Annotated in this window: 21 protein-coding genes; 8 read left to right on the top strand and 13 right to left on the bottom strand. The window is 42.3% G+C overall.

From position 1 onward, the window contains the following. Positions 1 to 583 precede the first annotated feature (583 nt). Entirely contained in the window at positions 584 to 1,381 is a 798-nt protein-coding gene (locus tag LC653_RS17750; RefSeq protein WP_229495740.1) for a sulfite exporter TauE/SafE family protein, read from the top strand. 43 nt (positions 1,382 to 1,424) lie between these two features. Here LC653_RS17750 and LC653_RS17755 read toward each other — a convergent pair whose 3' ends face one another. Both LC653_RS17755 and LC653_RS17760 read right to left on the bottom strand, forming a co-directional pair. Next, on the bottom strand, positions 1,425 to 2,381 hold the full coding sequence (locus tag LC653_RS17755; protein WP_229495742.1) for a hypothetical protein: 957 nt from the start codon (positions 2,379 to 2,381) through the stop codon (positions 1,425 to 1,427). A 277-nt stretch (positions 2,382 to 2,658) separates the two neighbouring features. Further along, positions 2,659 to 3,321 carry a cadmium resistance transporter gene (locus tag LC653_RS17760; protein ID WP_229495743.1) on the bottom strand — a complete coding sequence of 221 codons (663 nt, stop codon included), beginning with the start codon at positions 3,319 to 3,321 and terminating at the stop codon, positions 2,659 to 2,661. A gap of 1,171 nt (positions 3,322 to 4,492) precedes the next feature. Between LC653_RS17760 and LC653_RS17765 the strand changes: the two genes are divergently transcribed. Together LC653_RS17765 and LC653_RS17770 are read left to right on the top strand one after the other, a co-directional pair. Further along, positions 4,493 to 4,975, top strand: a complete 483-nt coding sequence (locus LC653_RS17765; protein ID WP_229495744.1) for a hypothetical protein — start codon at positions 4,493 to 4,495, stop codon at positions 4,973 to 4,975. Between the two features lie 478 nt (positions 4,976 to 5,453). Continuing rightward, positions 5,454 to 6,164, top strand: a complete 711-nt coding sequence (locus tag LC653_RS17770; RefSeq protein WP_229495745.1) for a cadmium resistance transporter — start codon at positions 5,454 to 5,456, stop codon at positions 6,162 to 6,164. Between the two features lie 243 nt (positions 6,165 to 6,407). Here LC653_RS17770 and cysK read toward each other — a convergent pair whose 3' ends face one another. Continuing rightward, a complete protein-coding gene (gene cysK / locus LC653_RS17775; protein ID WP_229495747.1) occupies positions 6,408 to 7,370 on the bottom strand; it encodes a cysteine synthase A in 963 nt (320 codons plus the stop codon). A gap of 18 nt (positions 7,371 to 7,388) precedes the next feature. After that, the gene (locus tag LC653_RS17780; protein WP_229495748.1) at positions 7,389 to 7,859 is read right to left on the bottom strand and encodes an RrF2 family transcriptional regulator; all 471 of its coding nucleotides are present in this window, start codon (positions 7,857 to 7,859) and stop codon (positions 7,389 to 7,391) included. A gap of 226 nt (positions 7,860 to 8,085) precedes the next feature. On the opposite strand from LC653_RS17780, the gene cysE reads away from it, so the two are divergent. Together cysE and LC653_RS17790 are read left to right on the top strand one after the other, a co-directional pair. Next, positions 8,086 to 8,811, top strand: a complete 726-nt coding sequence (gene cysE / locus LC653_RS17785) for a serine O-acetyltransferase (RefSeq protein ID WP_229495750.1) — start codon at positions 8,086 to 8,088, stop codon at positions 8,809 to 8,811. Positions 8,812 to 9,005: 194 nt separating this feature from the next. After that, the gene (locus LC653_RS17790) at positions 9,006 to 9,593 is read left to right on the top strand and encodes a Crp/Fnr family transcriptional regulator (RefSeq protein WP_229495752.1); all 588 of its coding nucleotides are present in this window, start codon (positions 9,006 to 9,008) and stop codon (positions 9,591 to 9,593) included. A gap of 6 nt (positions 9,594 to 9,599) precedes the next feature. On the opposite strand, the gene LC653_RS17795 is transcribed toward LC653_RS17790, so the two are convergent. Beyond that, positions 9,600 to 9,989, bottom strand: a complete 390-nt coding sequence (locus tag LC653_RS17795; protein ID WP_372478185.1) for an NIL domain-containing protein — start codon at positions 9,987 to 9,989, stop codon at positions 9,600 to 9,602. Continuing rightward, on the bottom strand, positions 9,961 to 10,626 hold the full coding sequence (locus LC653_RS17800) for an NIL domain-containing protein (protein ID WP_229495755.1): 666 nt from the start codon (positions 10,624 to 10,626) through the stop codon (positions 9,961 to 9,963). Before LC653_RS17800 ends, LC653_RS17795 begins: the two co-directional genes overlap by 29 nt. A 723-nt stretch (positions 10,627 to 11,349) precedes the next feature. On the opposite strand from LC653_RS17800, the gene LC653_RS17805 reads away from it, so the two are divergent. Continuing rightward, positions 11,350 to 12,482, top strand: a protein-coding gene (locus LC653_RS17805; RefSeq protein ID WP_229495756.1) for an IS630 family transposase whose coding sequence is annotated in 2 segments (ribosomal slippage) — positions 11,350 to 11,770 and positions 11,770 to 12,482 — 1,134 coding nt in all. Because the reading frame shifts where the segments join, the coding sequence is not laid out codon by codon here. Positions 12,483 to 12,802: 320 nt separating this feature from the next. Continuing rightward, on the top strand, positions 12,803 to 15,775 hold the full coding sequence (locus LC653_RS17810; RefSeq protein WP_229495757.1) for a beta strand repeat-containing protein: 2,973 nt from the start codon (positions 12,803 to 12,805) through the stop codon (positions 15,773 to 15,775). Between the two features lie 96 nt (positions 15,776 to 15,871). Here the strand turns inward: LC653_RS17810 and LC653_RS17815 are convergent, their stop codons facing one another. The 5 genes from LC653_RS17815 to LC653_RS17835 all read right to left on the bottom strand — a co-directional run bounded on the left by LC653_RS17815 (position 15,872) and on the right by LC653_RS17835 (position 20,578). Continuing rightward, entirely contained in the window at positions 15,872 to 16,138 is a 267-nt protein-coding gene (locus LC653_RS17815; RefSeq protein ID WP_229495758.1) for an NIL domain-containing protein, read from the bottom strand. Between the two features lie 149 nt (positions 16,139 to 16,287). After that, complete coding sequence (gene cysW / locus LC653_RS17820; protein WP_229495760.1) at positions 16,288 to 17,163, bottom strand: sulfate ABC transporter permease subunit CysW; 876 nt, start codon at positions 17,161 to 17,163, stop codon at positions 16,288 to 16,290. Beyond that, positions 17,150 to 18,010, bottom strand: coding sequence for a sulfate ABC transporter permease subunit CysT (gene cysT / locus LC653_RS17825; RefSeq protein WP_229495761.1), 861 nt, complete (start codon positions 18,008 to 18,010; stop codon positions 17,150 to 17,152). Before cysT ends, cysW begins: the two co-directional genes overlap by 14 nt. 229 nt (positions 18,011 to 18,239) lie before the next feature. Further along, positions 18,240 to 19,379 carry a sulfate ABC transporter substrate-binding protein gene (locus LC653_RS17830; protein ID WP_229495762.1) on the bottom strand — a complete coding sequence of 380 codons (1,140 nt, stop codon included), beginning with the start codon at positions 19,377 to 19,379 and terminating at the stop codon, positions 18,240 to 18,242. 419 nt (positions 19,380 to 19,798) lie between these two features. Then, positions 19,799 to 20,578 carry a class II glutamine amidotransferase gene (locus LC653_RS17835; RefSeq protein ID WP_229495764.1) on the bottom strand — a complete coding sequence of 260 codons (780 nt, stop codon included), beginning with the start codon at positions 20,576 to 20,578 and terminating at the stop codon, positions 19,799 to 19,801. Positions 20,579 to 20,820: 242 nt separating this feature from the next. Here LC653_RS17835 and LC653_RS17840 point away from each other — a divergent pair, with 242 nt between their 5' ends. Further along, positions 20,821 to 21,078, top strand: coding sequence for a hypothetical protein (locus tag LC653_RS17840; RefSeq protein WP_229495765.1), 258 nt, complete (start codon positions 20,821 to 20,823; stop codon positions 21,076 to 21,078). On the opposite strand, the gene LC653_RS17845 is transcribed toward LC653_RS17840, so the two are convergent. Then, complete coding sequence (locus LC653_RS17845) at positions 21,067 to 21,234, bottom strand: hypothetical protein (protein ID WP_229495766.1); 168 nt, start codon at positions 21,232 to 21,234, stop codon at positions 21,067 to 21,069. The genes LC653_RS17840 and LC653_RS17845 overlap by 12 nt on opposite strands. A gap of 500 nt (positions 21,235 to 21,734) precedes the next feature. Continuing rightward, a complete protein-coding gene (gene purE / locus LC653_RS17850) occupies positions 21,735 to 22,253 on the bottom strand; it encodes a 5-(carboxyamino)imidazole ribonucleotide mutase (protein WP_229495768.1) in 519 nt (172 codons plus the stop codon). Positions 22,254 to 22,360: the final 107 nt, after the last annotated feature.

Genomic DNA, 22,360 nt, shown 5'->3' on the forward strand with positions numbered 1-22,360 from the left:
TACAAGTAAAATACGGTAAGTGCATCGCCTTACGTGCTTTTACATGTAAAACCGCAAAAAACCAGTTAGAAGTTGATTTTAGCAGAGCAACTGACCCATAAGCAGTTATCAAAGCCTGTTTCAGCTAAATGCCAGTTGTCATGCTACCAAAAACTTCCATACAGGTTTTAAGTTGTCCAGGAATCCTCTGCCCTAACTTTTAGCTGGATAACCTTTGTGTCACTCATCCCTTGAGAAACACAATAACTTGGCATCACTAGCTCTGTCTACGACTGGGCTATAGTTTGGCTGAATTGCTGCTCTCTAGTAGTGAAGCTTTAGCTGACTTTCAGTTATAGCTGCTCGTAGTTAAGTCAGTGAACAGTTATCAAGGCTTTATTTGGGGATTTAAACCTTAACCTATGTTGCTCATACCATTTTGGATTTTGAATTTTAGATTTTGGATTGGAAACCGCTTGGTGTATCTGGGTTTTCTCTGTCCATCTGTCGCAATCATTTTTCAAATTGGTCTCACTTAATAGGAAGTGGGAGATTCAACAGGACTTTGATAACTAATAACTGATTGTTGAAACCCCCGAAGAGTATGGAATATTTATTACTACCGTTCTTAAGCTTTTTTGTTGGCATCATAGTTGGTTTGACGGGAATTGGGGGAGCCTCTCTCATCACCCCAATGTTGATTTTTGTCTTTCAGGTTCCGCCTTCTATAGCAGTGAGTTCTGATGTTGTGGCTGCCACATTGATGAAGATTGTTGGTAGCGTCAAGCATTGGGAACAGAAAACCCTTGACACAGAAGTTGTCAAATGGCTGGCATTTGGGAGTGTTCCAGGCTCACTGTTCGGCGTGGGAATTTTGCACTTTCTTAAACGTACAGGTGAGTATAACCTGGATAACATCTTGCTCCGTTTGCTTGGTGTGATGATTTTGCTAGTCACACTATTAGCATTAGTGCAATTGTTGTTATTGACTTTTTTCCCTAAATTTCATTTACCCGAACTACCAAAGTTAGACTTAGAAACAAACTTTGGGCGCTGTGTGACAATCACTTTGGGAGCAATTTTAGGCTGTTTGGTTGGTCTAACTAGCGTCTCTTCAGGTTCAATGTTTGCCCTGGTGCTGATTGGGTTTTTCCGGCTTGATGCACGGAAGTTAGTGGGTACAGATATTTCACACGCAGCAATTTTACTGCTGTTTACAGCCCTCGGTCACCTCAGCCTGGGAACAGTCGATTGGAGTCTGGTAGTACCTATATGGCTAGGCTCTGTTCCGGGGGTGTTAGTAGGCGCTAAAATCTGCCAGGTAGCTCCGCAACGCCCACTACGGTTTATCATTTATACCATCTTAATGATGGTGAGTTGGAAATTAGTTCATCAGGTTTGACAAAACTCGGTAATAGAGTTTGGTTGTAAAAGTTTTTCGCTGCTCACTCACTCTCCAAAAAGACGGCACCGAGATTAGGTGCGGCTAAATCTATCCCTCCGTTCGTTCCAGTATTCGTAGGAAAACAAGAATTAGCAACATTCAGCAGTGTTTTGGGAGTGCAAGTAACATCAGGGGCAAACAGCGAGTAGCCGTAGACCTTTTTTCCCTGTGACACGAGTTCGTCGGTGCGAATCAGAAGACCTCCTAAAACTTGGTTCGGTGGAATAGTGAGTGCAGGGTTTATGGGAATTCCACGATTATTTTTGGCAGCATTGTTTAGGAAATAATATTGGGGAATCGGGTCTTGTAAGGGTGTTTTACCCCAGGTGGAAGCTGCTATCACGTAAATAGGCCCGTAGGAAGTAGGATTTCCATGTTTATCCACACTTGTAATCGCCGCAATACCGAAACCATCGTGTCCAGTTGGTAATCCACGCTCGAAGACGGTAAAGCGAATTTTATTACTTGCCTTCACAGGTTTAACAAGTACAAAGTCAAGCCGCTCGATACTAGCGTTACCGTTGTAAAGTGTGCCGCTTAAATTTGCACCTGTGTTAGTAAAAACGTTATCTGGGCCTGCCAAGATATTGTTGATACTAAACAGCGTTTTTTCTGGAAGTGGGCCCAAACTGATAAAGTTAAAGGTATTAGAGGAAGAGTCAAAACTGCCTTGGTAGTAAGCTAGCTTTCTCTCATCTGTAGCAGGGTTACGGCGAATCTGCACAAAAGTAGGGATGGATCTAAATGTTGTGCTACCTTCTGTGGCGGTTAATCCTGTAATTGATTGAATTTGCCCACCGAAGTTGAGAGTAAAAGTACTGCCTGCGAATTCGCTATCACCTGCAACGTTGGTAATGGATGTAGTAGGAAACGAAGCAGTGTCAGTAGTAATTGAAGTGATATCTTGTCCAATTATCTGAGCTTGTGCTGAGGTAAAGCACAAAAATGGGGTGATCATTGAAATCAGACAAAAAACAGGTTGAATGCTTGGGCGAAAACGGATAGGATTGCACCTAATCGCAGAGATAAGGGAGTATTGCATTACACAGCTTTTAATAAGTCAGACTATTATATTGATACTCAACCTCATCTAGGTTAAGAATTGGTAAACAAAAAGTTTTTCTCCGAAGATCGAACACTAACGATTTTGTGCATATTTCTATGACAAACTTTAGATTTCAGATTGGGGTTTTCATCGTTCAACCTCAAATCCAGCATTCAAAATCCAACATTGATTAACTTCTCACCCAAGGTAGTAGAGTGAATGTACCTCGTTCATACATAATGAACAGACCCAAGCCAATCAATACAAAAGGTACAACAGCTTTACCGTAGCGACTTAAAATATCAGCAATGGTAGGTTGACGGCTTAAAAAATAAGCGATCGCACACCAAACCCCTACCATGACAAAAAATATACTTAGAATGACTCCCAAGCTGGCAAGATCGTGACCAGCGAATAAAGGGATATATATACTAATATTGTCACCACCATTAGCGATCGTTACTGCCGCTACTTTATAGGTTTGGGGGTGTAAAATACTCAAAATAAAAGACAATACAGGGTTACTAGGTGTGGACTGCCTAAAATCACTACTGACTGTCTGAACTGTTGTAGTTTCTTCTTTTTTAGATACTAATTGTTGAATTCCAATTGCTATTGGTAGCAGTCCTAGCAATCCTATCCATTCTCGCTGTACGACTAAGCCACCAAAAAATCCTGGTAAGCTAGCGATGATAATGGCTGCAAAACCTAAATATTGACCAAGTAAGATATGCCGCCGCCGAAAATTAACATCTACTTGTGAAAAAAATATTAACAATATAATGATGTCATCTATGTTAGTGGCGATGAAGGCAATTATCCCTTCACTAAAGGCTGTGCCTAGCTTACTCATACTGGATTTTTAGAACCTACGATTTATCACCATACCAAATTCACTAATTCGTAATTCGTAATTCGTAATTCGTAATTATTGAGTTTAAGTCCCCCACCAAATTATATTTATTTGTGGTTTTTAAGAAAGTTGGGATCTAAATCTCCAACTAATTCAATTACGAATTATTTTAACCTTCTGGAATAACTAAGCTTTAAAATGACACCCTTGACGTGAGCGCTTTCAAGCGTTCTGAAGTTAGTGTATCTGGTGTTATTTCTGGCAAGAGTCTAAACCCTGCTAACATTACCTTCAACAACAATGGCAACCTCATTACCCTTTCAACAACTGGCTTTGAGAATTTTATCTTTGCAGAGAACTCTTTCTCTTACAGCAGTTTGACCTGAAACGAGAATTATTACAATTCAATTAGAGGATGTTTGAAAAGTATTTTTGGTAACATCAAAGCCTCGGAAACCTAACCTCCCGAGCAAGCCTTCTCTACAAGGGAATGCGGGTTTCAAAGCCTATCGACCTTTCGGGGAGAAGAATGGAAGCGGGGTTCGTAGTATACTTTGCGATTTTTCAAACATCCTCTGATAGCGCCACTTTGTTTCAAACCTTATTGCTGATCGGGCGAGTCCGCTTGTCAATAGGCTTTGAGATGCGCTAACCCTGATATTTTTAGGAACCTAGATATTAGTATTTGCATGAGCTTTTAAATCTATATTGATTAAAATATATGAGATTTATAAATTTTGTATTTAATAAAAACTATTCTATATTGAATATAAGAAAAGTTCACTTATGAAATTTATGTCTACTCATCTCATAGCAGAGAATGTTGCTGTGGTTATTATCGAACTCTCACGCTGAGTCTAGCTTGCAAGGGAGTATCTCAGTTTTGCAAATATACCAGATGAGAAACAAGATTCTTACTCCCTCTCCTTACCAAGGAGAGGGTTGGGGTGAGGTTTTACAAGGCTTTTTACGAAAGTGAGATGCTCCCCTGTTGTGATTCGTGCAGTGTCTAAAATGCTCAAAATCTAAGCTGGATAAAAGTTTGGGTAATAGCGATCACACCGCTTGTGAGAAATGCGGGTTTAAAACGGTTTTTTGCTGTGCTAACGAGGAGAGCAAAGAACTAAAGGGTTAACAAACAATCGATTATCTAAGGAGTAATGTACAACTTATGTCTACATACAACCCCGAATGCTACCCTAACGCCTGCGAATTTACTGTTGCTATTAAATTGAACGTTCCCATCTTCATAGAGCCAACCCTGTTAATTATTTTTAACCTCAGAGGAGATTCTGAGCCTGAGATTGTGATTAGTGGGGCGAGTCTAGCTGACCTCGATGAAAATAGTCAGGCTTTAGTCAGTCAAATTGTAGGTGAGCTTGAGCAAACAGGCAAGATTTTTTCCACGTTTTCCCAAACTCAATATGAGCAAGACAAACCAGTAAATTATGAACAGGAGATAGTAGAGAAATACGAATGTGTAGATACTTTTTCAAGAGAAGACTTTGTAGCTATTCAACCAGAAACTCCACAACTTCATAAAAAAATTATGGGGCGCTTCTTGGACTCGTTAAGCGATAGTTTTGCCTTGGTCGTGAATAGTATGGGAACAGTTTTGTTTCTAGGTAAACTAGCTAACTATACTTGGGAGTGAAGCAAAGGTCTATAGCAGTTATTAAGAGGTTGTTTGAAAAGTGGTTGGCTGTATCTTTGCACTTATTGATCCCTCCAACCCCCCTTCAAAAGGGTGCAAAACCTTTCTAAGTAACCCTTTTTTAGGGTACTTAGAGGTACTTAGAACGTTTTGCTACTAAAAAGAAGACTTTTCAAACACTCTCTTAGACATAGGAGTGATATCATGTCCGCATAAATAGTTATGCTAACCACGATCATTACACCCCACCCCCAACCCCTCCCCGCAGGCGGGGAGGGGAGACAAAGCACAGCTTTGGCGGGGTGGGGTTCTTCGGGTTTAATAAGTAATCAAGCGGACATGATATGAAAAAGAATCTAGAGACGTAGCACTACTACGTCTCTACAAGGGTTCTGGATAACGCATATTTAATTTCTGGAAATGTCTAAGGTGAGATTCTCTATGCAAAATAAAAGCATGTCTATATTTCTTTTAAAATATGAACGAGTTAGTTACTGCAATTAGTACAGGGTCAATTGCGTTCATTGCCACTAACATTGATGATATTGTCATTCTATTGTTGCTTTTTTCTCAAATAAATGCTAATTTTCGCCGCAGGCATATAGTTGCCGGTCAGTTTCTAGGTTTTACAGTTTTGTTAATCCTTAGTCTTTCTGGTTTATTTGGTGGGTTAGTTTTATCAAAAAGCTGGATTGGATTACTTGGTTTACTACCAATTGCCATAGGTATCAGCAGCTTAGTCAATAAGCAAGAAGATGCATTGGAGGAAGTTGTAGCTACAACTGAAGAATCTGAGGCATCAACAATTACTAGTTTCCTATCTCCTCAAACTTACAGCGTGGCAGCTATTACAGTTGCAAATGGTAGTGACAATATTAGTGTCTATGTGCCATTATTTGCTAGCAGCGACTTAGAGAGTTTTGTGATAATTATCGGATTATTTTTTCTATTGTTAGGAGTTTGGTGCTATGCGGCATACAAATTAATTAAATACAGAGTAATAGCTGATGTATTGACTCGCTATGGTAATAATATTGTGCCTTTTGTTCTTATAGGCTTAGGTACTTTTATTGTATTAAAAAGTGAAGCTTTGAGCTTAATAAAGCTAGCTGCTAGTTGTTTGTGTTTGATTATTTTGGTGAAAAATAATGAAAGTACCGATGAAATTGAAGAAAATTCTAGTAGATAATTAAGCAAATTTTAGATTTAGATTTTTCATCTAAATCTAAAAAATCGGTTTCAAAAAAAACCATTGATCCGTGGGTGACAATCTCAGGGATTCCAAATTAAAAAAATATCCAATCAATAATCGTAGCGTGCGTTACGGCGTTAAGCCTAACGCACCGCCTAACAGATAATAGGTGCGTTACGCTGTCGCGTTAACACACCTTACTAGATCATTTATTTTTTAGAAGTTCCTAAAATCTAAAAATCAAACTTTACTCAACCACTCATTCTCCTCTGGATCTTTAAACAGTGAAGTACTGAGGTAGCGTTCACCGAAGCTAGGCTGTATCATGACGATTAGGCGACCTGCATTTTCTGGTCGTTGTGCTACTTGAATAGCAGCATACAATGCAGCGCCAGTAGAAATCCCCGATAGCAATCCTTCTTCTTTTGCTAGACGACGGCTGTAAGCGATCGCTTGATCATCTGCTACCTGAATCACTTCATTTACCAGTTCTGAACGGTAAATTGCTGGGACAAATCCCGCGCCGATACCTTGAATTTTGTGAGGCCCTGATTTACCGCCTGCTAATACTGGGCTGTTGCTTGGTTCAACTGCGATCGCTTGAAAACTCGGCTTCCGTTTTTTAATAACTTCTGCAACTCCCGTAATCGTCCCACCAGTACCCACTCCCGCCACGAGAATATCTACCTCTCCATCGGTATCATTCCAAATTTCTTCGGCTGTAGTTTGGACGTGAACTTTTGGGTTAGCGGGGTTGCGGAACTGCTGCAACATATAAGTATTAGGCGTTTTAGCTACAATCTGCTCTGCATGAGCGATCGCTCCTCGCATCCCTTCTACCCCTGGCGTTAACTCTAGTTGAGCGCCATAAGCTTTGAGCATGGATCGTCTTTCGTGGCTCATTGTGTCAGGCATCGTTAGAATAAGATGGTAACCCTTGGCGGCCGCTACCATCGCCAGCGCAATTCCTGTATTTCCAGAAGTCGGCTCTACTAAAACGGTTTTTCCAGGGTGAATTAAGCCTGCTTCCTCCGCCGCTTCCACCATACTCGCACCAATCCTGTCTTTGACAGAAGATGCTGGATTCATGCTTTCTAGCTTCACCACAATCTGAGCAACCGCTCCTGAAGCTTGGGGAATCTTATTTAATTGAACTAAAGGAGTTCGGCCGATTAACTCTGTGATATCTTTGGCTATCCGCATGTGGTTACTCCGTCGTGTCTAAATATAATACATCGGACTTTGCTGTGCGCGAGTCTCTCTTTCTAGGCACAAGTCTTGGAGTGTATAACGACCCAAAACTTCAATTGAGGCAGCGTTAGCTTGCTCCCAAACTTCATAAAGCAGAGTCTTTTCCAGAGTCGGAGATTCAGAAGTATCTTTCTCTTTCCGCTCGCCTTCTACCAAAGTGACAATTTCAAGTATTGTAATCTGCCAAGGTTCACGAACTAAAACGAAACCTCCTTTAGAGCCGCGTTGACTCTGCACCACACCAGCACGCCGGAGGTTGGTCAAAATTTGTTCCAGATAGCGCTCAGGTATGGGTTGCTTGGCAGTGATCTCGCTCATGGTTAGAGGAAGCTTTTTCCCGTGGTGGCTTGCCAGTTCTAAGAGTGCCAGCAGCGCGTATTCCACTTTGGAAGACAAATCCAAGAGAGCGTAGTTTTGGCTATTCAAGACTGTACTCAACATACTACGGTGAATTGGGGGACTTCTCGCAGTTTATGCGAAATTAATTTTTCTCAAAGTGTGGAATGTGATAGCATCCCACTTATTACCCACAAAACCACTATACGCTATCGACTTACCGTAGATTATTATTTTACACAATTCCTATAAATGACTTGATCTTTTTGTAGGAATTATCCTGAGTTTCTGTTTTCAGAGCCTCACCTACCAACGAAAACCTTAACAGAGTATGCTAATAACTGATTTGCGAACCATTTTTGAGCGTGACCCAGCAGCCCGTAACTGGCTAGAAGTATTGTTCTGTTACCCTGGACTCCAAGCTCTAGTGTTTCATCGATTGGCACACTGGCTGTATAAAATTGGAATTCCCTTTATACCAAGGCTTATCTCTCATATTAGTAGGTTTTTAACCGGAATTGAAATTCATCCTGGGGCATTAATTGGCCAGGGAGTGTTTATAGATCATGGGATGGGAGTTGTGATTGGCGAGACAGCGATCGTGGGTGATTACGCCCTGATTTATCAAGGTGTCACCCTTGGCGGGACTGGGAAAGAAAGCGGCAAACGCCATCCAACTTTAGGCTCTCATGTAGTTGTGGGAGCGGGTGCAAAGGTATTGGGAAATATTCAAATTGGCGATCGCGTCCGTATTGGAGCTGGTTCTGTGGTGCTGCGAGATGTTCCCAGTAACACTACTGTAGTTGGGATTCCAGGGCGCGTGACTCGTCAGAACAACTCGTCTACCAATGTTCTGGATCATGATAAAGTACGGGACGTAGAAGCTGAAGTCATCCGCGCTTTATTTGAACGCGTCAAGGCTCTAGAGAAACAGTTCGAGGAGTTGCAACAATCAAGTTTGTCCCCAACTGAGCTTGACGACGAACTAACCGACAACCCTAAGAGCAATAATTCTGATGGGATAATTGAAGATTTTCTCGATGGTGCAGGAATTTAAGTCTTATATAAGAAAGTAGGGACACAGCATGGTTTAAACTAACTGATGAATTGAACATTCTTCCGTCCCGCATTCCTGGTCCATGTAATCATGGGCTATCTTTAGGGATGGGCAGGTTCTATGCTACCAAATTACTCAGTAACCTGATATATATATAATACGATTAGTTGATCGATAAGCAGTATTTAAATAATATGGTGTCTTTATACACAGTTATTCCTAACCCATCCAGTAGTACCAAAGAAGTTTTTGCACGTCGGTCATTTTTGCCAGAACATCAAAACAATCTTTGGAAAATTGAAACGGGTTTTGTTCGGACTTTTACCTATCTGGAAGATGGTACAACCGTCGCTCTGGGATTGTGGGGCCCTGGAGATGTCGTTGGTAAGGCTTTGTCAAAATTAGATCCTTACCAAATGGAATGCCTAACTAAAGTAGAGGCGACGGTCTTACCTTTAGAGGAATGGAGTAAACTAACAGAAACTCTACTTACCCATATCCAACAGGCTCAAGAATTGATGGTTATTCGTAGCCATAAAAAAGTTGAAACTATGCTGCTCAAGCTGTTGGCATGGTTATCCAAAAAGTTTGGTTCGGAAGTTGAAAAAGGACGTTTAATAGATATGCGTCTGACTCACGAAGACCTGGCGGAAATGCTCGGTTCAACTCGTGTGACTATCACTCGTATTCTTGGACAGTTTGAGCAAGAGGGACTGATTGCTCGTCTTTCCTTGCATCGAATTGTGCTGCGAGAAGAAGAAATTTGGTACTACGAAATTTAAATTATTTCAGCAAAACCAGCTATCGCCGTCAGCATTCGGTTTGCCCACAATTCTCAGATTCAGGGATTCCAGGTAAGCCAGACCGCTAGAGATTTGTGGCACTGTTCCCCGCAATTCAATGTCAAAGTATCCTTCTTGATCTGTATTTGGTTGTAGCATAGCTTTAGTAATATTAACTACCAAGCCGTAACTAGAAATTAACTGCGAAATCACAGGCGCTTGCAGATAGCATTTAGGAATATATATCCGCAGACGAATTTGGGTGACTTGGCTTTTTGTGTCAACTGAAGAAACCAGTGATAATCTGGTTTGGGAATTGGTTTGACGGTTATTTAATGCTGCCATTGGGTAGTGACTATTTTGGGAATTAGCGTAGGCGTAGCCCGTCGTAGACATCGCTATAAACGCTAGACAAATCCAGCCAAATTGGTAGCCCCAGTTTTTCTAAATAACTCAGGCTAGAGTAGAGTTGCTTTGTTCTCCCCCACAAATCCAAATCAAACCAGCCGTCATCTTCGGTATCGGGTTGGAGTCTAGCACTGGTGATATTGACTGTTAGTCCATAACGAGAAACTAATTCGGAAATCACTGGTTCTTCGTAATAAGATTTTAAGACGCACAGTTGCAAGCGCAATCGACTGGTTTGACCGAGAGAAATCCATTGCTGGAATTGTTCTTGCCATTGATTTTTTAGCCATCTAGAGTCTTTGGGACTCCGTTTGCTAGCTGGATGTGGGAAAGTTAAAGAGTGTTGGTTGGGTTGAATCTGGGTAGCGATCGCTAATTCCAGCAAATTAACTCCCAATCCTTGCAAGTAAGATAGGCTATTTGTCAGTTTTTGGGGATTTCCCGAAAGTTCCAAATCAAACCAGCCATCGCTGTCACTGTCAGATGTTAAGGATGCAGCTTTGATATTGACGGTTAAACCATAACGAGACACCAACCGAGAAATTACAGGTTGCCTGTGATACCTCTGAGGCACGAGAATTCGACTGTGGACTGAAGCGGGTTCTACGGATTTATTCTGAGACATCAGATTAATTCCCAATAGCAATGCCTATGACGGGCTGCGCCTACGCAATTTTTAGGTTTGGCAGAGAATTTTGCTGATGCCGTACCCCTACAACTCAACTGCGCTTGCTTGAATGTCAGCCTTATAGAGATTTTCATATTTCTGGCTTCTATTAAACTACGGTAACACTATCGATTTAATGCATTAATTGTTATGTAAAGGAGATTCTCACAAACATCGCAAAAAAGCAATGAGTAAATACACGTAACTATGCTCAATTGATCTGGAGTATTTTAGTACTATAACTGTTGACAAATTACTATATCTGTAGTAGAGATGTATGACATAATAATATTTAAGTGTTTCCACAGCTTGAAACGCAATTTAAAGTTTTTAATCGAAATTAATTGACTGGCTAGTAGTCTGTCCCATTAGTTACGAGGGGTGAACAAGTTCGTAGTAAGGACTTTAGTCCTAGATAGGACTTACGCAAGAGTTACGGAATAACGAACCTTATTAGGCGCAGAGTACACGGAGAAATCAGAGTTTGAGAGATATTTTGCGTAAGTCCTACTAGATTTTTAAGCACTTCAGTGCCTACTACGAACCCCTCAAAATTAATGGGACAGACCACTAGTAGTCTGTCCCATTAATTTTGAGGGGTAATGTTGTATCCTGATTACAGAGCAATGTGGACTCAACAAAGCCACAAGCCCAGGTGCGATCGCTAGCAAAAAAAAGTGTATGAGTAAGAAGTATAAAATTGAACTCAGCGCCGAGGATAAACAGAAACTACTAGATATAGTAAAAAAGGGAAAAGCGAGTGCCAGAGAAATTCGTCGCGCACATACATTGCTTATGTCCAGTGGTGGCAAGAGTGATGAGGTAATAGCAAAAACATTACACATATCAGTAGCAACAGTGGAGCGAACTCGCAAACAGTTTTGTACAGAAAATTTAGAAGCGACATTAAAAGAGCGAAAGCGTAGTGGGAAACCACAAAAATTAACTGCTTTTGCAGAAGCATATTTAATTGCGACAACTTGTAGTGATGCACCTTGTGGGAGCGCACGCTGGACTTTAAGAATGTTAGCAGACAAACTTGTGAGTCTTGAAATAGTTGATAGCTTGAGCAAAAGTACAGTTGGTCGGATATTAAAAAAAACGAGCTAAAACCTTGGTTAAAAGAGCAATGGTGTATCCCACAAGTAAATTCAGAATTTGTATGTCGAATAGAAGATGTGCTTGATTTGTATTCAAGACCACTTGACCCAAAACGCCCACTAGTATGCTTTGATGAAAGGTTATGCCTGATGATTAAAGATGTTCATCAACCTATACCACCAACAGCCAAAACAGAAGAGAAACCCGGAATTATTGAAAAATTTGATTACGAATATGAACGCAATGGTAGTTGTAATTTGTTCACCTTTTTTGCCCCATATTTAGGATGGAGACACATGAAAGTAACCTCACGTCGTACCAAAGTAGATTTTGCAATTTGTATGAAAGAATTGGTCGATATCCACTTTGCGGACGCTCTTGTAATTCGATTGGTAATGGATAACTTAAATACTCATACAATCGGTGCATTGTATGAAGTGTTTCAACCTGCCGAGGCCAGACGAATTGCCAAAAAATTAGAGATTCACCATACACCAAAACATGCTTCTTGGTTAAATATGGTTGAATCTGAATTGTCTGTACTCGTCCGTCAATGTCTTCAAAGAAGAATTCCGGATCTTGAAACTTTAGAAACAGAGGTATCGATTTGGGAACGCGATCGCAATCAAAATAAAGTTTGTGTAGATTGGTGTTTTCGTACAGAAGACGCAAGAGTTAAGCTTTCAAAGATTTATCCAACCCCTCAAAATTAATGGGACAGACCACTAGCGGGCGATCGCATTAATTCTGATGGGTAATCAAATTGCCGAATTGGCAATCCATCAAGATCAATGATGACTAAAAAAACTAGGGACACTCAAGTAAAAACCTAGTGGCGAAATTTGTATGTTTAATTTTCATTGGTTTAAATATCTGACCAATCATCGTCACCCTAAAGTGTGCAGAATTTACGCGCACACAAAGCAAGTCTGCTTGGTTTTGAAATCCTTGTCTTGCATGTAACCGAGACTCAGAGTTGCCTGATAGCAGATATGAGCTACTCCCTGAATAACAAAAAACATAGGAGAAAATCATGGCTAATTCATCATTTAATCTCGCTGACCTCAATGGCAGTAACGGCTTCATCATTAATGGTATTGCTGCTGATGACGGATCGGGCTTTTCAGTCAGCAATGCAGGGGACATCAACAACGATGGCATTGACGATGTGATTATTGGGGCAGATTTAGCCTCCAACGGCAACTCTCGTACTGGCCAAAGCTATGTGGTATTTGGGGGAACGAATGTGGGCAGTGGCGGCATCTTTAACCTCTCTGATCTAAATGGCACTAATGGCTTTGCTATTAATGGCATTGCTGAAAGTGACGTATTAGGCTGGTCGGTCAGCAATGGGGGGGACATCAATAACGATGGCATTGACGACCTGATTATTGGGGCACCCTCCTTTGCCGACCCCAACAACAACAAAGCTGCTGGGCAAAGCTATGTAGTATTTGGAGCGACAAATGTAACTAGTAGTGGCAGCCTCAGCCTCTCTGACCTAAATGGCACTAATGGCTTTGCTATTAATGGCATTGCTGAAAATGACGATTTAGGTATCTCAATCAGTAGTGCGGGGGACGTCAATAACGATGGCATTGACGACCTGATTATTGGGGACAATTTAGCCTCCCCTAACAGCAACATTGGTTCGGGACAAAGCTATGTGGTGTTTGGGGGGATAAATGTCGGCAGTAGTGGCAGCCTCAGCCTCTCTGACCTGAATGGCACTAATGGCTTTGTCATTAACGGCATTGCTTTTGGTAACCAATTAGGTTGGTCGGTCAGCAAAGCGGGGGACGTTAACAACGATGGCATTGACGACCTGATTATTGGAGCAGTTGGTTCCGACCCCAGCAATAATTATGCTGGACAAAGCTATGTGGTGTTTGGGGGGATGAATGTGGGTAGTAGTGGCAGCCTCAACCTTTCCTCCCTGGATGGCACTAATGGCTTTTTAATTAACGGTATTGCTAGATTTGACGACTCAGGCTGGTCAGTCAGCAATGCAGGAGACGTCAACAACGATGGTATTGATGACCTGATTATTGGGGCAAGAGGTGCCGACCCCAACGACAAAGATTTGGCCGGGCAAAGTTATGTGGTATTTGGAAGAACGAATGTGGGGAATGGCGGCATCCTCAACCTATCTGACCTGGATGGTACTAATGGCTTTTTAATTAACGGTATTGCTGCTGAAGACCAATCAGGCTGGTCGGTCAGCCATGCAGGGGACATTAACGGTGATAGCATTGATGACCTAATTGTTGGGGCAGTTACTGCCGACCCCAACGGCAACTCTAATGCAGGAGAAAGCTATGTAGTTTTTGGGGGGACGAATGTGGGGAGTAACGGCATCTTAAACCTATCTGACCTCAATGGCACTAACGGCTTCGCCATCAACGGCATTGCTGTTGGTGACTTCTCTGGCCGCTCAGTCAGCAAAGCGGGAGATATCAACGGTGATGATATTGACGACTTGATTATTGGGGCAAGTGGTGCCGACCCCAACGGCAATGACGATGCTGGGCAAAGCTATGTCCTCTACGGCAACGCCGCCCCAAAAGTTGACCTCAACGGTGCTGGTGCAGGCATTAATTATGCTGCCACCTTTAGCGCCACCCCTGTAGCAGTTGTGGATAGTGCCAAGCTCACCGTTGCCGACATCAACACTTCGACTCTCAAACAAGCGACCATTACCATTACTAATCTCTTGAATGGTACAAATGAAAGCCTCAATGCTAACACAACTGGCACCAGCATCAGCGCTAGTTACAACGCTGCCATTGGCATCCTTACCCTCAGTGGTACAGATACACTAGCGAATTACCAGAAAGTTTTGCGGACGGTAACTTACCATAATACAGCTGCTACTCCCAACACTACTACCCGTACAATTCAGTTTGTTGTCGATGATGGCGAAGCCCACAGCAATACCAGTAACGTTGCTACTACCACCCTGAAGGTGATAGCTCCGATCGCGGGAACTGCTGGTGCAGATACTCTCTTCGGCACACCTGCCAACAACATCATCGACGGCAAAGCTGGTAACGATACCCTGACAGGTAATGGTGGTCAAGATAAGTTTGTGATTCGCCGAGGCGATGGCAATGACACCATTACCGATTTTGGTGGTGTTACTAAAGGTACAAACCCATCAGCAGCAGTAATTGCCAATGTTGACACACTGCAATTTATCGGGACTGACTTAACTGCCCGAAATCTGCTATTGACTCAAAATGCCAACAATTTGGAAGTTACCTTTGAAAATGTGCCTAATACCAAAGTCACTCTGCAAAACTTTCAATTAGAAAACCTGGATAACTTACCAGCTTCTGGAGCAAGGTCTGCCATTGGTAATATCCTATTTGATGACCAAACCAGCCTTTTCGACAGTTTTGATGTTTTGGATGCTAACTCAACTCAAACTAGCCTGTTCAACAAGAACACAGTGACATTCCTCAATGACCTCTCCAACAACATCAGGGGTTTTGACAACTCTGCTGATGTGGTTAATGGTCAGGGAGGTAATGACAAAATCGACGCCTTGAGTGGCAACGACCTGCTGCGGGGTAGTGCTGGTAATGACACTCTCGTTGGTGGTGCAGGTAATGATACTCTAGTCGGTGGTGCGGGTGCTGACAGATTCCTTTACAATACCAATACTGCTTTTGCTAGTTCTGCTGTTGGTCAAGATCCGATCGCGGACTTCAAACACTCCCAAGGTGACAAGATTATCCTAGATAAGACTACCTTTAATGCGTTCCCGCTTCGGGTTGCCGTAGGCATCGCTTCTACCCCAGGAACAGGTTTTAGTAATGCCAGTGATTTTAAAGTGACTACTTTAAGCAAAGCCAGCACAGCGAAAATTGTCTACAACGCTGTAAGTGGGCAGTTGTTCTACAACCAAAATGGTAGTGCGGCTGGTTTTGGTAGCGGTGGTCTATTTGCCACCCTTAGCGGTGCGCCCACTCTCACAGCTACAGACTTCATCATTCAAGCGTAGTTGGTTAATATAGCAGTTCTCAACTGGGTATAAGGAAAAGGATTCGTGAGGGCGTGCAGCTAGCCCTACGCCCTCACTGTATATTTGCTATAACCCTTACCAATCAGTTTCTTTAGTGTCATCCCAGACTTCCAATTCCAAGTCGCGGAGATAGGTTAACCCGCTCTGAATTTGTGCATCTGTTCCTTGTAGTTCAAGGTCAAACCAACCATCACCGACAGCATTCGCTCCCAAAATCGCTGCCGTGATATTCACAGTCAGTCCATAGTTAGACACCAAGCGAGAAATTACAGGTTCCTGGTGATAATCTTTGGGAATTCTTAGTCGAATCCGTTTGTTGGTAAGTGTATTGTCAGTAGCCATATCTGAATTATTTCAATCCCTGATCGGGATTGGTACAGAACTACTCTTAACCCTAACGGTATTTTCCTGATAGGTACTAAGTAGATCGTACCATGTCCCATGATTTGCTTGTATCCTATTCAAAGGATAACTATAATCTCTTGATTTTTCTATTCAACATCTTTAATGCGGGTTTTCCGTTCCAGAATCTCCTTCAGCACTAAGGTTACTACTGCTAGCAACGCTAACAGTACAGCCGCAGAGAAGGCAGCTTCGGTTTCATATTGTTTGTAAGCGTCTTCTACAAACAGTGGTAGGCTCTGGGTTTGGTCAGCAATGTTGCCAGATACGACCGAAACCGCGCCGAATTCACCCATTGCTCTGGCGTTGGTCAAAATTAAACCGTAGAGTAAACCCCAACGGATACTAGGCAAGGTGACGCGCCAAAATATTTGCCAATCTTTCGCACCTAGAGTTCTAGCAGCTTCTTCTTGATCCTTACCAAATTCCTCTAAAACAGGAATTACTTCCCGCGCCACAAAGGGCATACTCACGAAGGCTGTAGCCAGCACCATACCTGGAAAGGCAAAGATTATCTTGATATCATGAGCCTGGAGCCAAGGGCCAAACCACCCATTGCGTCCGTAAAGTAGCACAATCATCAATCCTGCGACTACGGGCGAGATGGAAAAGGGCAAGTCAATAATGCTCAAAACTACGGCGCGTCCGGGAAATTTATGACGAGCGATCGCCCAAGCTGCACATAAACCAAATACCGTATTTAAAGGTAGAGAAATCACAGCCAGCAATAGCGTTAGCCAAGCTGCATGGAGAAAAGCTGGCCGCGTCAGATTGGACAGAAATGGCCCAACTCCTTTGCTGAAGGCTTGGATAAAAACGTTAATTGCCGGGATGTATTGAACTAGGGCTAAATAGGCGATCGCTATACCAATTAAAACTATTGGCACCCAACTTTTCTGTTCTTTAGGCTTGGCTATATCTGTATCAGATGCAGATGAGTGAAAACTTGGCTTATCTACTGTCATATCGCCTTGCCCATGCTTGTAAGAAATTAATTGCTAATAGCAGTACCAACGAAATTGATAGTAAAACTATGCCAATTACTGTTGCACCAGAATAGTCATACTGCTCTAAGCGTTGGAAAATCAACACAGGTGCGATTAAATCTTGATAAGGCGTATTGGAAGAGATAATCACAGTTGAACCATATTCCCCAACAGCACGAGAGAAACCCAAGGCAACACCAGTTAAAATTGTCGGAAATAAAGGTGGCAAAATCACTTTCAAAAAGGTTTGCCATTGAGAAGCACCTAGACACCAAGCGGCTTCTTCAATTTCATGTTCCATTTCCTGAAGCACGGGTTGCACAGTTCTCACGATAAAAGGTAGTGAGATAAATATCATTGCCACCGCTACTCCCGTGCGGGTAAAAGATACCTTAATTCCCAGTGGTGCTAGTAACGAACCTAACCACCCATTATCACTGTAAACTGTTGCCAGGGTTAGTCCTGCTACCGCAGTTGGTAGTGCAAAGGGTAAATCTACTGTGGCATCAATCACGCGTTTTAAGGGGAAGTCGTAGCGAACCAAAACCCAAGCAATCAGAGTGCCAAAAATCCCATTGAGTAAGGCAGCGAAGATTGCTGTCACAAAAGTGACATTATAAGTGGCTAATGCGATATCGCTGGTTGCGATCGCCCAAAATCTCGCCGGAGGTTCCGTACTTGCTTTCAGGAACATGGCAATTATGGGGATAAACAACATCACCGTCAGGTATCCAATGGTGATTCGCCAAGTCCAAGGAACCCGCCCCAATGTCTTCCAGAATGGCGTTTTGCGTCCAACTTCCACAGAAGGAGATACAGTCGTCATAGTCAAAAATTCAAAATTTAAAAGAAGTTTTTTGTCAGTATTCGTAATTCGTAATACTTCGGCTACGCCCTTACTTCGACGCCGCTCAGTACAAGTCGGCTACGCTCTCCCAAGGCTCAGTACAAGTTCGTAATTGAAGGACAGAGCAACTAACAAAGCTTATGGCACGCTGTGCGAACAATTGTGGAGTAATAATTACGAATTACGAATTATGTTGACTAATTACCGTTTATTTTTGGGCTTGAATTTTGTCAAACACGCCCCCCTCTGCGAAGAACTTCTTATCAATTGCTTCCCAACCGCCTAAGTCTGCAACTGTACCCAAAGTTTTCACCTTGGGAAATTTGTCTGTAACTTCTTTAGTTTGAGCGATAGTCTCATCCACAGGACGGAATCCCAATTTGACAAACTCTTGCTGTGCTTCTGGGGTATAGAGGTATTTCACAAAACCTTCAGCAACTTCGCGGGTTCCGTGCTTATCGACGTTCTTATCTACTACAGCGATCGGATTGTCAATGGATATATTCACATCGGGAACGACATACTCAACCTTTTCGCCCTTTTGCTGTGCCAAAATCACTTCGTTTTCGTAGTTGATTAAGACATCTCCCTGCCCTTGCTTGGCGAATGTATCAGTCGCTTCCCGCGCATCTTTAGGCAATACTGGGACATTTTTGTAAACTTTAGTCACAAATTCAGTAGCTTTAGCCTCATCGCCACCTGTTTTAATCACAGAATCCCATAGTGCTAAGAAATTCCATTTAGCAACGCCTGACGTTTTGGGGTTAGCAGTAATTAATTTTACGCCGTCTTTGGCTAAATCTTCCCAGTTCTTGATGCCTTTAGGATTGCCTGAACGAGTTACTAATGCTGCAACTGATTTGGAGACAATACCATTGTTGGGAACTTCCTTCTCCCATCCTGGCTGAATCAATCCAGCTTTCTCAATCTTTGAGGTGTCTCCAGCTAGTGCCAAATGAACAACATCTGCTTCCAAACCATCGATAATGGCGCGAGTTTGGGAACCAGATCCGCCATAGCTCTGCTTGAAGGTGACAGTTTGGTTATGATCTTTCTTCCACTGTTCGACAAATTTAGGAATGATGGCTTCGTGAGCTGCTTTAGTAACCGCAAAGGAAACCAGGGTTAGTTCAACATCTTTGTTGCTAGCAGCAGCAGGACTAGCAGCAGGGGCTTCGGTAGAAGAATTACTCGCAGTTCCACCAGAGCAGGCGGCAAGCGCCACACTCAAAACAGTCCCTACTAAAAAGAGCGATACAAAGCCTTTAAGCGAATTCAGTCTGAACCGATACGTTCTATTGAACGCGATCGCTTGTAACTTTTTCAGTGGGCGTTGCCACAAACTCATTCTATTTCCTCCACTAAATCTACAAATAATTGATCGGAATACAGCTATATAGTGTTTATAATACTAAATGATTCCATGTATGTAGTTACAAACACCAAAAACATCACATTCTTTATCTAGAATATGGTGATTCTACCAGTTCTGTGAGGAATTACAATGCTTTTATTTTCAACTATCAAGTTGTCATCACAATTGGCTACCTAATGATCAGGCAAATTGCTTCATTAGTCATTAGTCCAAGAGAAACCACGCCCACTCTTTGATGTGGTTTGAATTAGTCTGATATCATTAGTTTTTTTCGCCCAGAAGGGGCCAGGTATGTACCAAAAACTCTTTATGAAAAACAAAACCCATCTAGAAAGTATCTAAATGGGAAAAATTTCTGGTTAATTTTTGAATTCGCCAACAGGATCAGATTCTTAACTGAGTGCATATTTCAGGGGTAGTCCGTCCTGAAAAACTAGTAATTCTCCCGGTTGGATTTGTGTCCAAACTTCGTTGTCAGTGAGGGGTGTGGTAGCAATGACAGCGACGCGATCGCGTTCTGTAGTCACCTCCCGAAAATCTACGGTCATGTCTTGGTCAATTAAATGGGCCGCTGCAAAGGGCGCTTGGCGGACGATGTAACTGAGTTTGGTTGAGCAATAAGCAAAAAAGTGTTCTCCATCTGATAATAAGTAATTAAATATACCCAGTTTTGCAATGACAGCAGTAATTTCTTGCAGCACAGGGTACAGTTCCTTGATGTCAGGCTTACCCCCAGGAAAGCGCGATCGCAATGTTTCTAGCATCATACAGAATGCTTTTTCACTATCGGTGTCACCTACGGCTTGATAAAAACCCAAATTTTCTGGATCAAAATTTGGTAAATTACCGTTGTGGGCAAACACCCAATACTGACCCCACAATTCTCTGCGGAAAGGATGGCAGTTGTGTAGGGCAACTTCACCCTGAGTAGCTTTACGGATATGGGCTATGACATGGGTTGAGTGGATGGGATAACTCCGCACGAACTCTGCGACAGGAGAAGCAACAGAAGGCTGGGCATCTAAAAACATTCGACATCCCTTTCCTTCAAAGAAAGCAATGCCCCAACCATCTCTATGATCATCCGTTTTTCCTCCCCGTGCAGAAAACCCTTCAAAAGAAAAGCAAATATCCGTTGGAACATTGCAATTCATTCCGAGCAATTGACACATGGATGTTGCAGCTCTCAATTTTTGACTAAGGCCTCAGGATCAAGATACTTCAGAATGCTGCATTGATCTGGAGCGATCGCTTCAATCTTAGAATTTAAGGCTAACTCCGCAGGAGCCTCACGTCTCAATAACATTGAAGATAGCTTTGCCTAACTTTGAGTAAGTTTATTGAAGCAGGTCTTTAGGAAACTCGATAGCCGAAGGCTTAAGCTTCGCTTATCGCCAACACTCCAAACAAGCAAATGGAGTCGCCTAACAAGCAAATGGAGTCGCCTAACAAGCAAATGGAGTCGCCTAACAAGCAAATGGAGTCGCCTAACAAGCAAATGGAGTCGCCTAACAAGCAAATGGAGTCGCCTAACAAACAAATGGAGTCGCCTAACAAGCAAATGGAGTCGCCTAACAAGCAAATGGAGTCGCCTAACAAGCAAATGGAGTCGCCCAACAAGCAAATGCGATCGCCGAAATCACAACAAAGTAATACCAATTTAGGAAAATAATGCAACAGATAAACCATTTGTAGAGACGCGATTCATCGCGTCTTCACCGAAGGATGTGTTGCAATCATTAATTGAATTGGTATGCCCAATGCCCAATGCCCAATGCCCCATGCCAGGAATAATGGCAGTTGTCGAATCGTTAAACAAAAAAAACAAGAGGTTAAATCTATGGATGAAAATCTCATATTAATTTGACGTGAGTTCGACAAGTACTTTTCTGACCTCTCCCCCAACCCCTCTCCGTGTCGGAGAGGGGAACAAAAAGCCTAATTTTTCGTTACTCCTGCCTCAATACAGTTCGGTTAAGGTTATTGGTGGGGTGTTATGGTGTGTAGAGACTAGCAATTGCAACGTCAAGACAAGCGTTATCAATAGACAAATTATCTAAAAGACCACGCCTAACAGTTTTATAAATGTCTCCAAAAGTTCTTGTGCTTTCTTAACTAAGAGTTGATTTATAAAGTAAATCTTAAGTAGGGTGTGTTATGGGTTTAGCCTAACGCACCGCCACATAATACGGTGCGTTAGGCGCTTGACCAAAATTTTTCGTGACAAACCATAATTCAAATATGCGCCTAACACACCCTACAGTAATTTTATTTTTACTTTATAAATAGCCTCTAATTACGAATTACGAATTACGAATTACGAATTACTTAAGGCATTTGCTGTAAATATTGCTCATAGCCTAATTCTTCTAATTTTGCTTGCTTTGCAATTACTGATTCACATAGGGTTTGGCGATATTGCTGCACTCTTTCTAACAATTCTGGTTGCTGAGTTGCCAGGATTTGTACTGCTAGAAGTCCGGCATTTTTGGCATTACCGATCGCCACTGTTGCCACAGGAATCCCCGCAGGCATTTGTAAAATAGAATACAAAGAATCCACACCTTGTAAGTTACGAGTGACTACAGGAACACCAATGACAGGAAGTGGAGTTAAAGACGCTACCATTCCCGGCAGATGGGCAGCACCACCGGCACCAGCAATAATTACTTTAATACCGCGTTGGTGTGCAAGTTGAGCATATTGCACCATGCGTTCTGGGGTACGATGAGCAGAAACGATCGCCACTTCGCTTTCAACGCCAAATTCTTCACAAACTGCGATCGCGTCTTTCATGGTGGGCAAATCAGAATCGCTGCCCATAATAATACCAACTAAGGGAGTCATAATAATTCAAAATACAAAATTCAAAATTATTTGAGCTAACTTATGGAAGCTAGGTAATGCCGATCATCATCTCATCTATTGGCGTTGTTTGAATTGATTTAAAGAGT

It is taken from the genome of Nostoc mirabile CHAB5784 (assembly GCF_020829645.1).
Classification (GTDB): Bacteria; Cyanobacteriota; Cyanobacteriia; order Cyanobacteriales; family Nostocaceae; genus Nostoc; species Nostoc mirabile.

Excerpts from the sequence above, each read along its gene's own strand:
- LC653_RS17750 (WP_229495740.1), top strand. The coding sequence starts at position 584 with ATGGAATATTTATTACTACCGTTCTTAAGCTTTTTTGTTGGCATCATA.
- LC653_RS17755 (WP_229495742.1), bottom strand. The coding sequence starts at position 2,381 with ATGATCACCCCATTTTTGTGCTTTACCTCAGCACAAGCTCAGATAATT.
- LC653_RS17760 (WP_229495743.1), bottom strand. The coding sequence starts at position 3,321 with ATGAGTAAGCTAGGCACAGCCTTTAGTGAAGGGATAATTGCCTTCATC.
- LC653_RS17765 (WP_229495744.1), top strand. The coding sequence starts at position 4,493 with ATGTCTACATACAACCCCGAATGCTACCCTAACGCCTGCGAATTTACT.
- LC653_RS17770 (WP_229495745.1), top strand. The coding sequence starts at position 5,454 with ATGAACGAGTTAGTTACTGCAATTAGTACAGGGTCAATTGCGTTCATT.
- cysK (WP_229495747.1), bottom strand. The coding sequence starts at position 7,370 with ATGCGGATAGCCAAAGATATCACAGAGTTAATCGGCCGAACTCCTTTA.
- LC653_RS17780 (WP_229495748.1), bottom strand. The coding sequence starts at position 7,859 with ATGTTGAGTACAGTCTTGAATAGCCAAAACTACGCTCTCTTGGATTTG.
- cysE (WP_229495750.1), top strand. The coding sequence starts at position 8,086 with ATGCTAATAACTGATTTGCGAACCATTTTTGAGCGTGACCCAGCAGCC.
- LC653_RS17790 (WP_229495752.1), top strand. The coding sequence starts at position 9,006 with ATGGTGTCTTTATACACAGTTATTCCTAACCCATCCAGTAGTACCAAA.
- LC653_RS17795 (WP_372478185.1), bottom strand. The coding sequence starts at position 9,989 with ATGTCTACGACGGGCTACGCCTACGCTAATTCCCAAAATAGTCACTAC.
- LC653_RS17800 (WP_229495755.1), bottom strand. The coding sequence starts at position 10,626 with ATGTCTCAGAATAAATCCGTAGAACCCGCTTCAGTCCACAGTCGAATT.
- LC653_RS17810 (WP_229495757.1), top strand. The coding sequence starts at position 12,803 with ATGGCTAATTCATCATTTAATCTCGCTGACCTCAATGGCAGTAACGGC.
- LC653_RS17815 (WP_229495758.1), bottom strand. The coding sequence starts at position 16,138 with ATGGCTACTGACAATACACTTACCAACAAACGGATTCGACTAAGAATT.
- cysW (WP_229495760.1), bottom strand. The coding sequence starts at position 17,163 with ATGACAGTAGATAAGCCAAGTTTTCACTCATCTGCATCTGATACAGAT.
- cysT (WP_229495761.1), bottom strand. The coding sequence starts at position 18,010 with ATGACGACTGTATCTCCTTCTGTGGAAGTTGGACGCAAAACGCCATTC.
- LC653_RS17830 (WP_229495762.1), bottom strand. The coding sequence starts at position 19,379 with ATGAGTTTGTGGCAACGCCCACTGAAAAAGTTACAAGCGATCGCGTTC.
- LC653_RS17835 (WP_229495764.1), bottom strand. The coding sequence starts at position 20,578 with ATGTGTCAATTGCTCGGAATGAATTGCAATGTTCCAACGGATATTTGC.
- LC653_RS17840 (WP_229495765.1), top strand. The coding sequence starts at position 20,821 with ATGGAGTCGCCTAACAAGCAAATGGAGTCGCCTAACAAGCAAATGGAG.
- purE (WP_229495768.1), bottom strand. The coding sequence starts at position 22,253 with ATGACTCCCTTAGTTGGTATTATTATGGGCAGCGATTCTGATTTGCCC.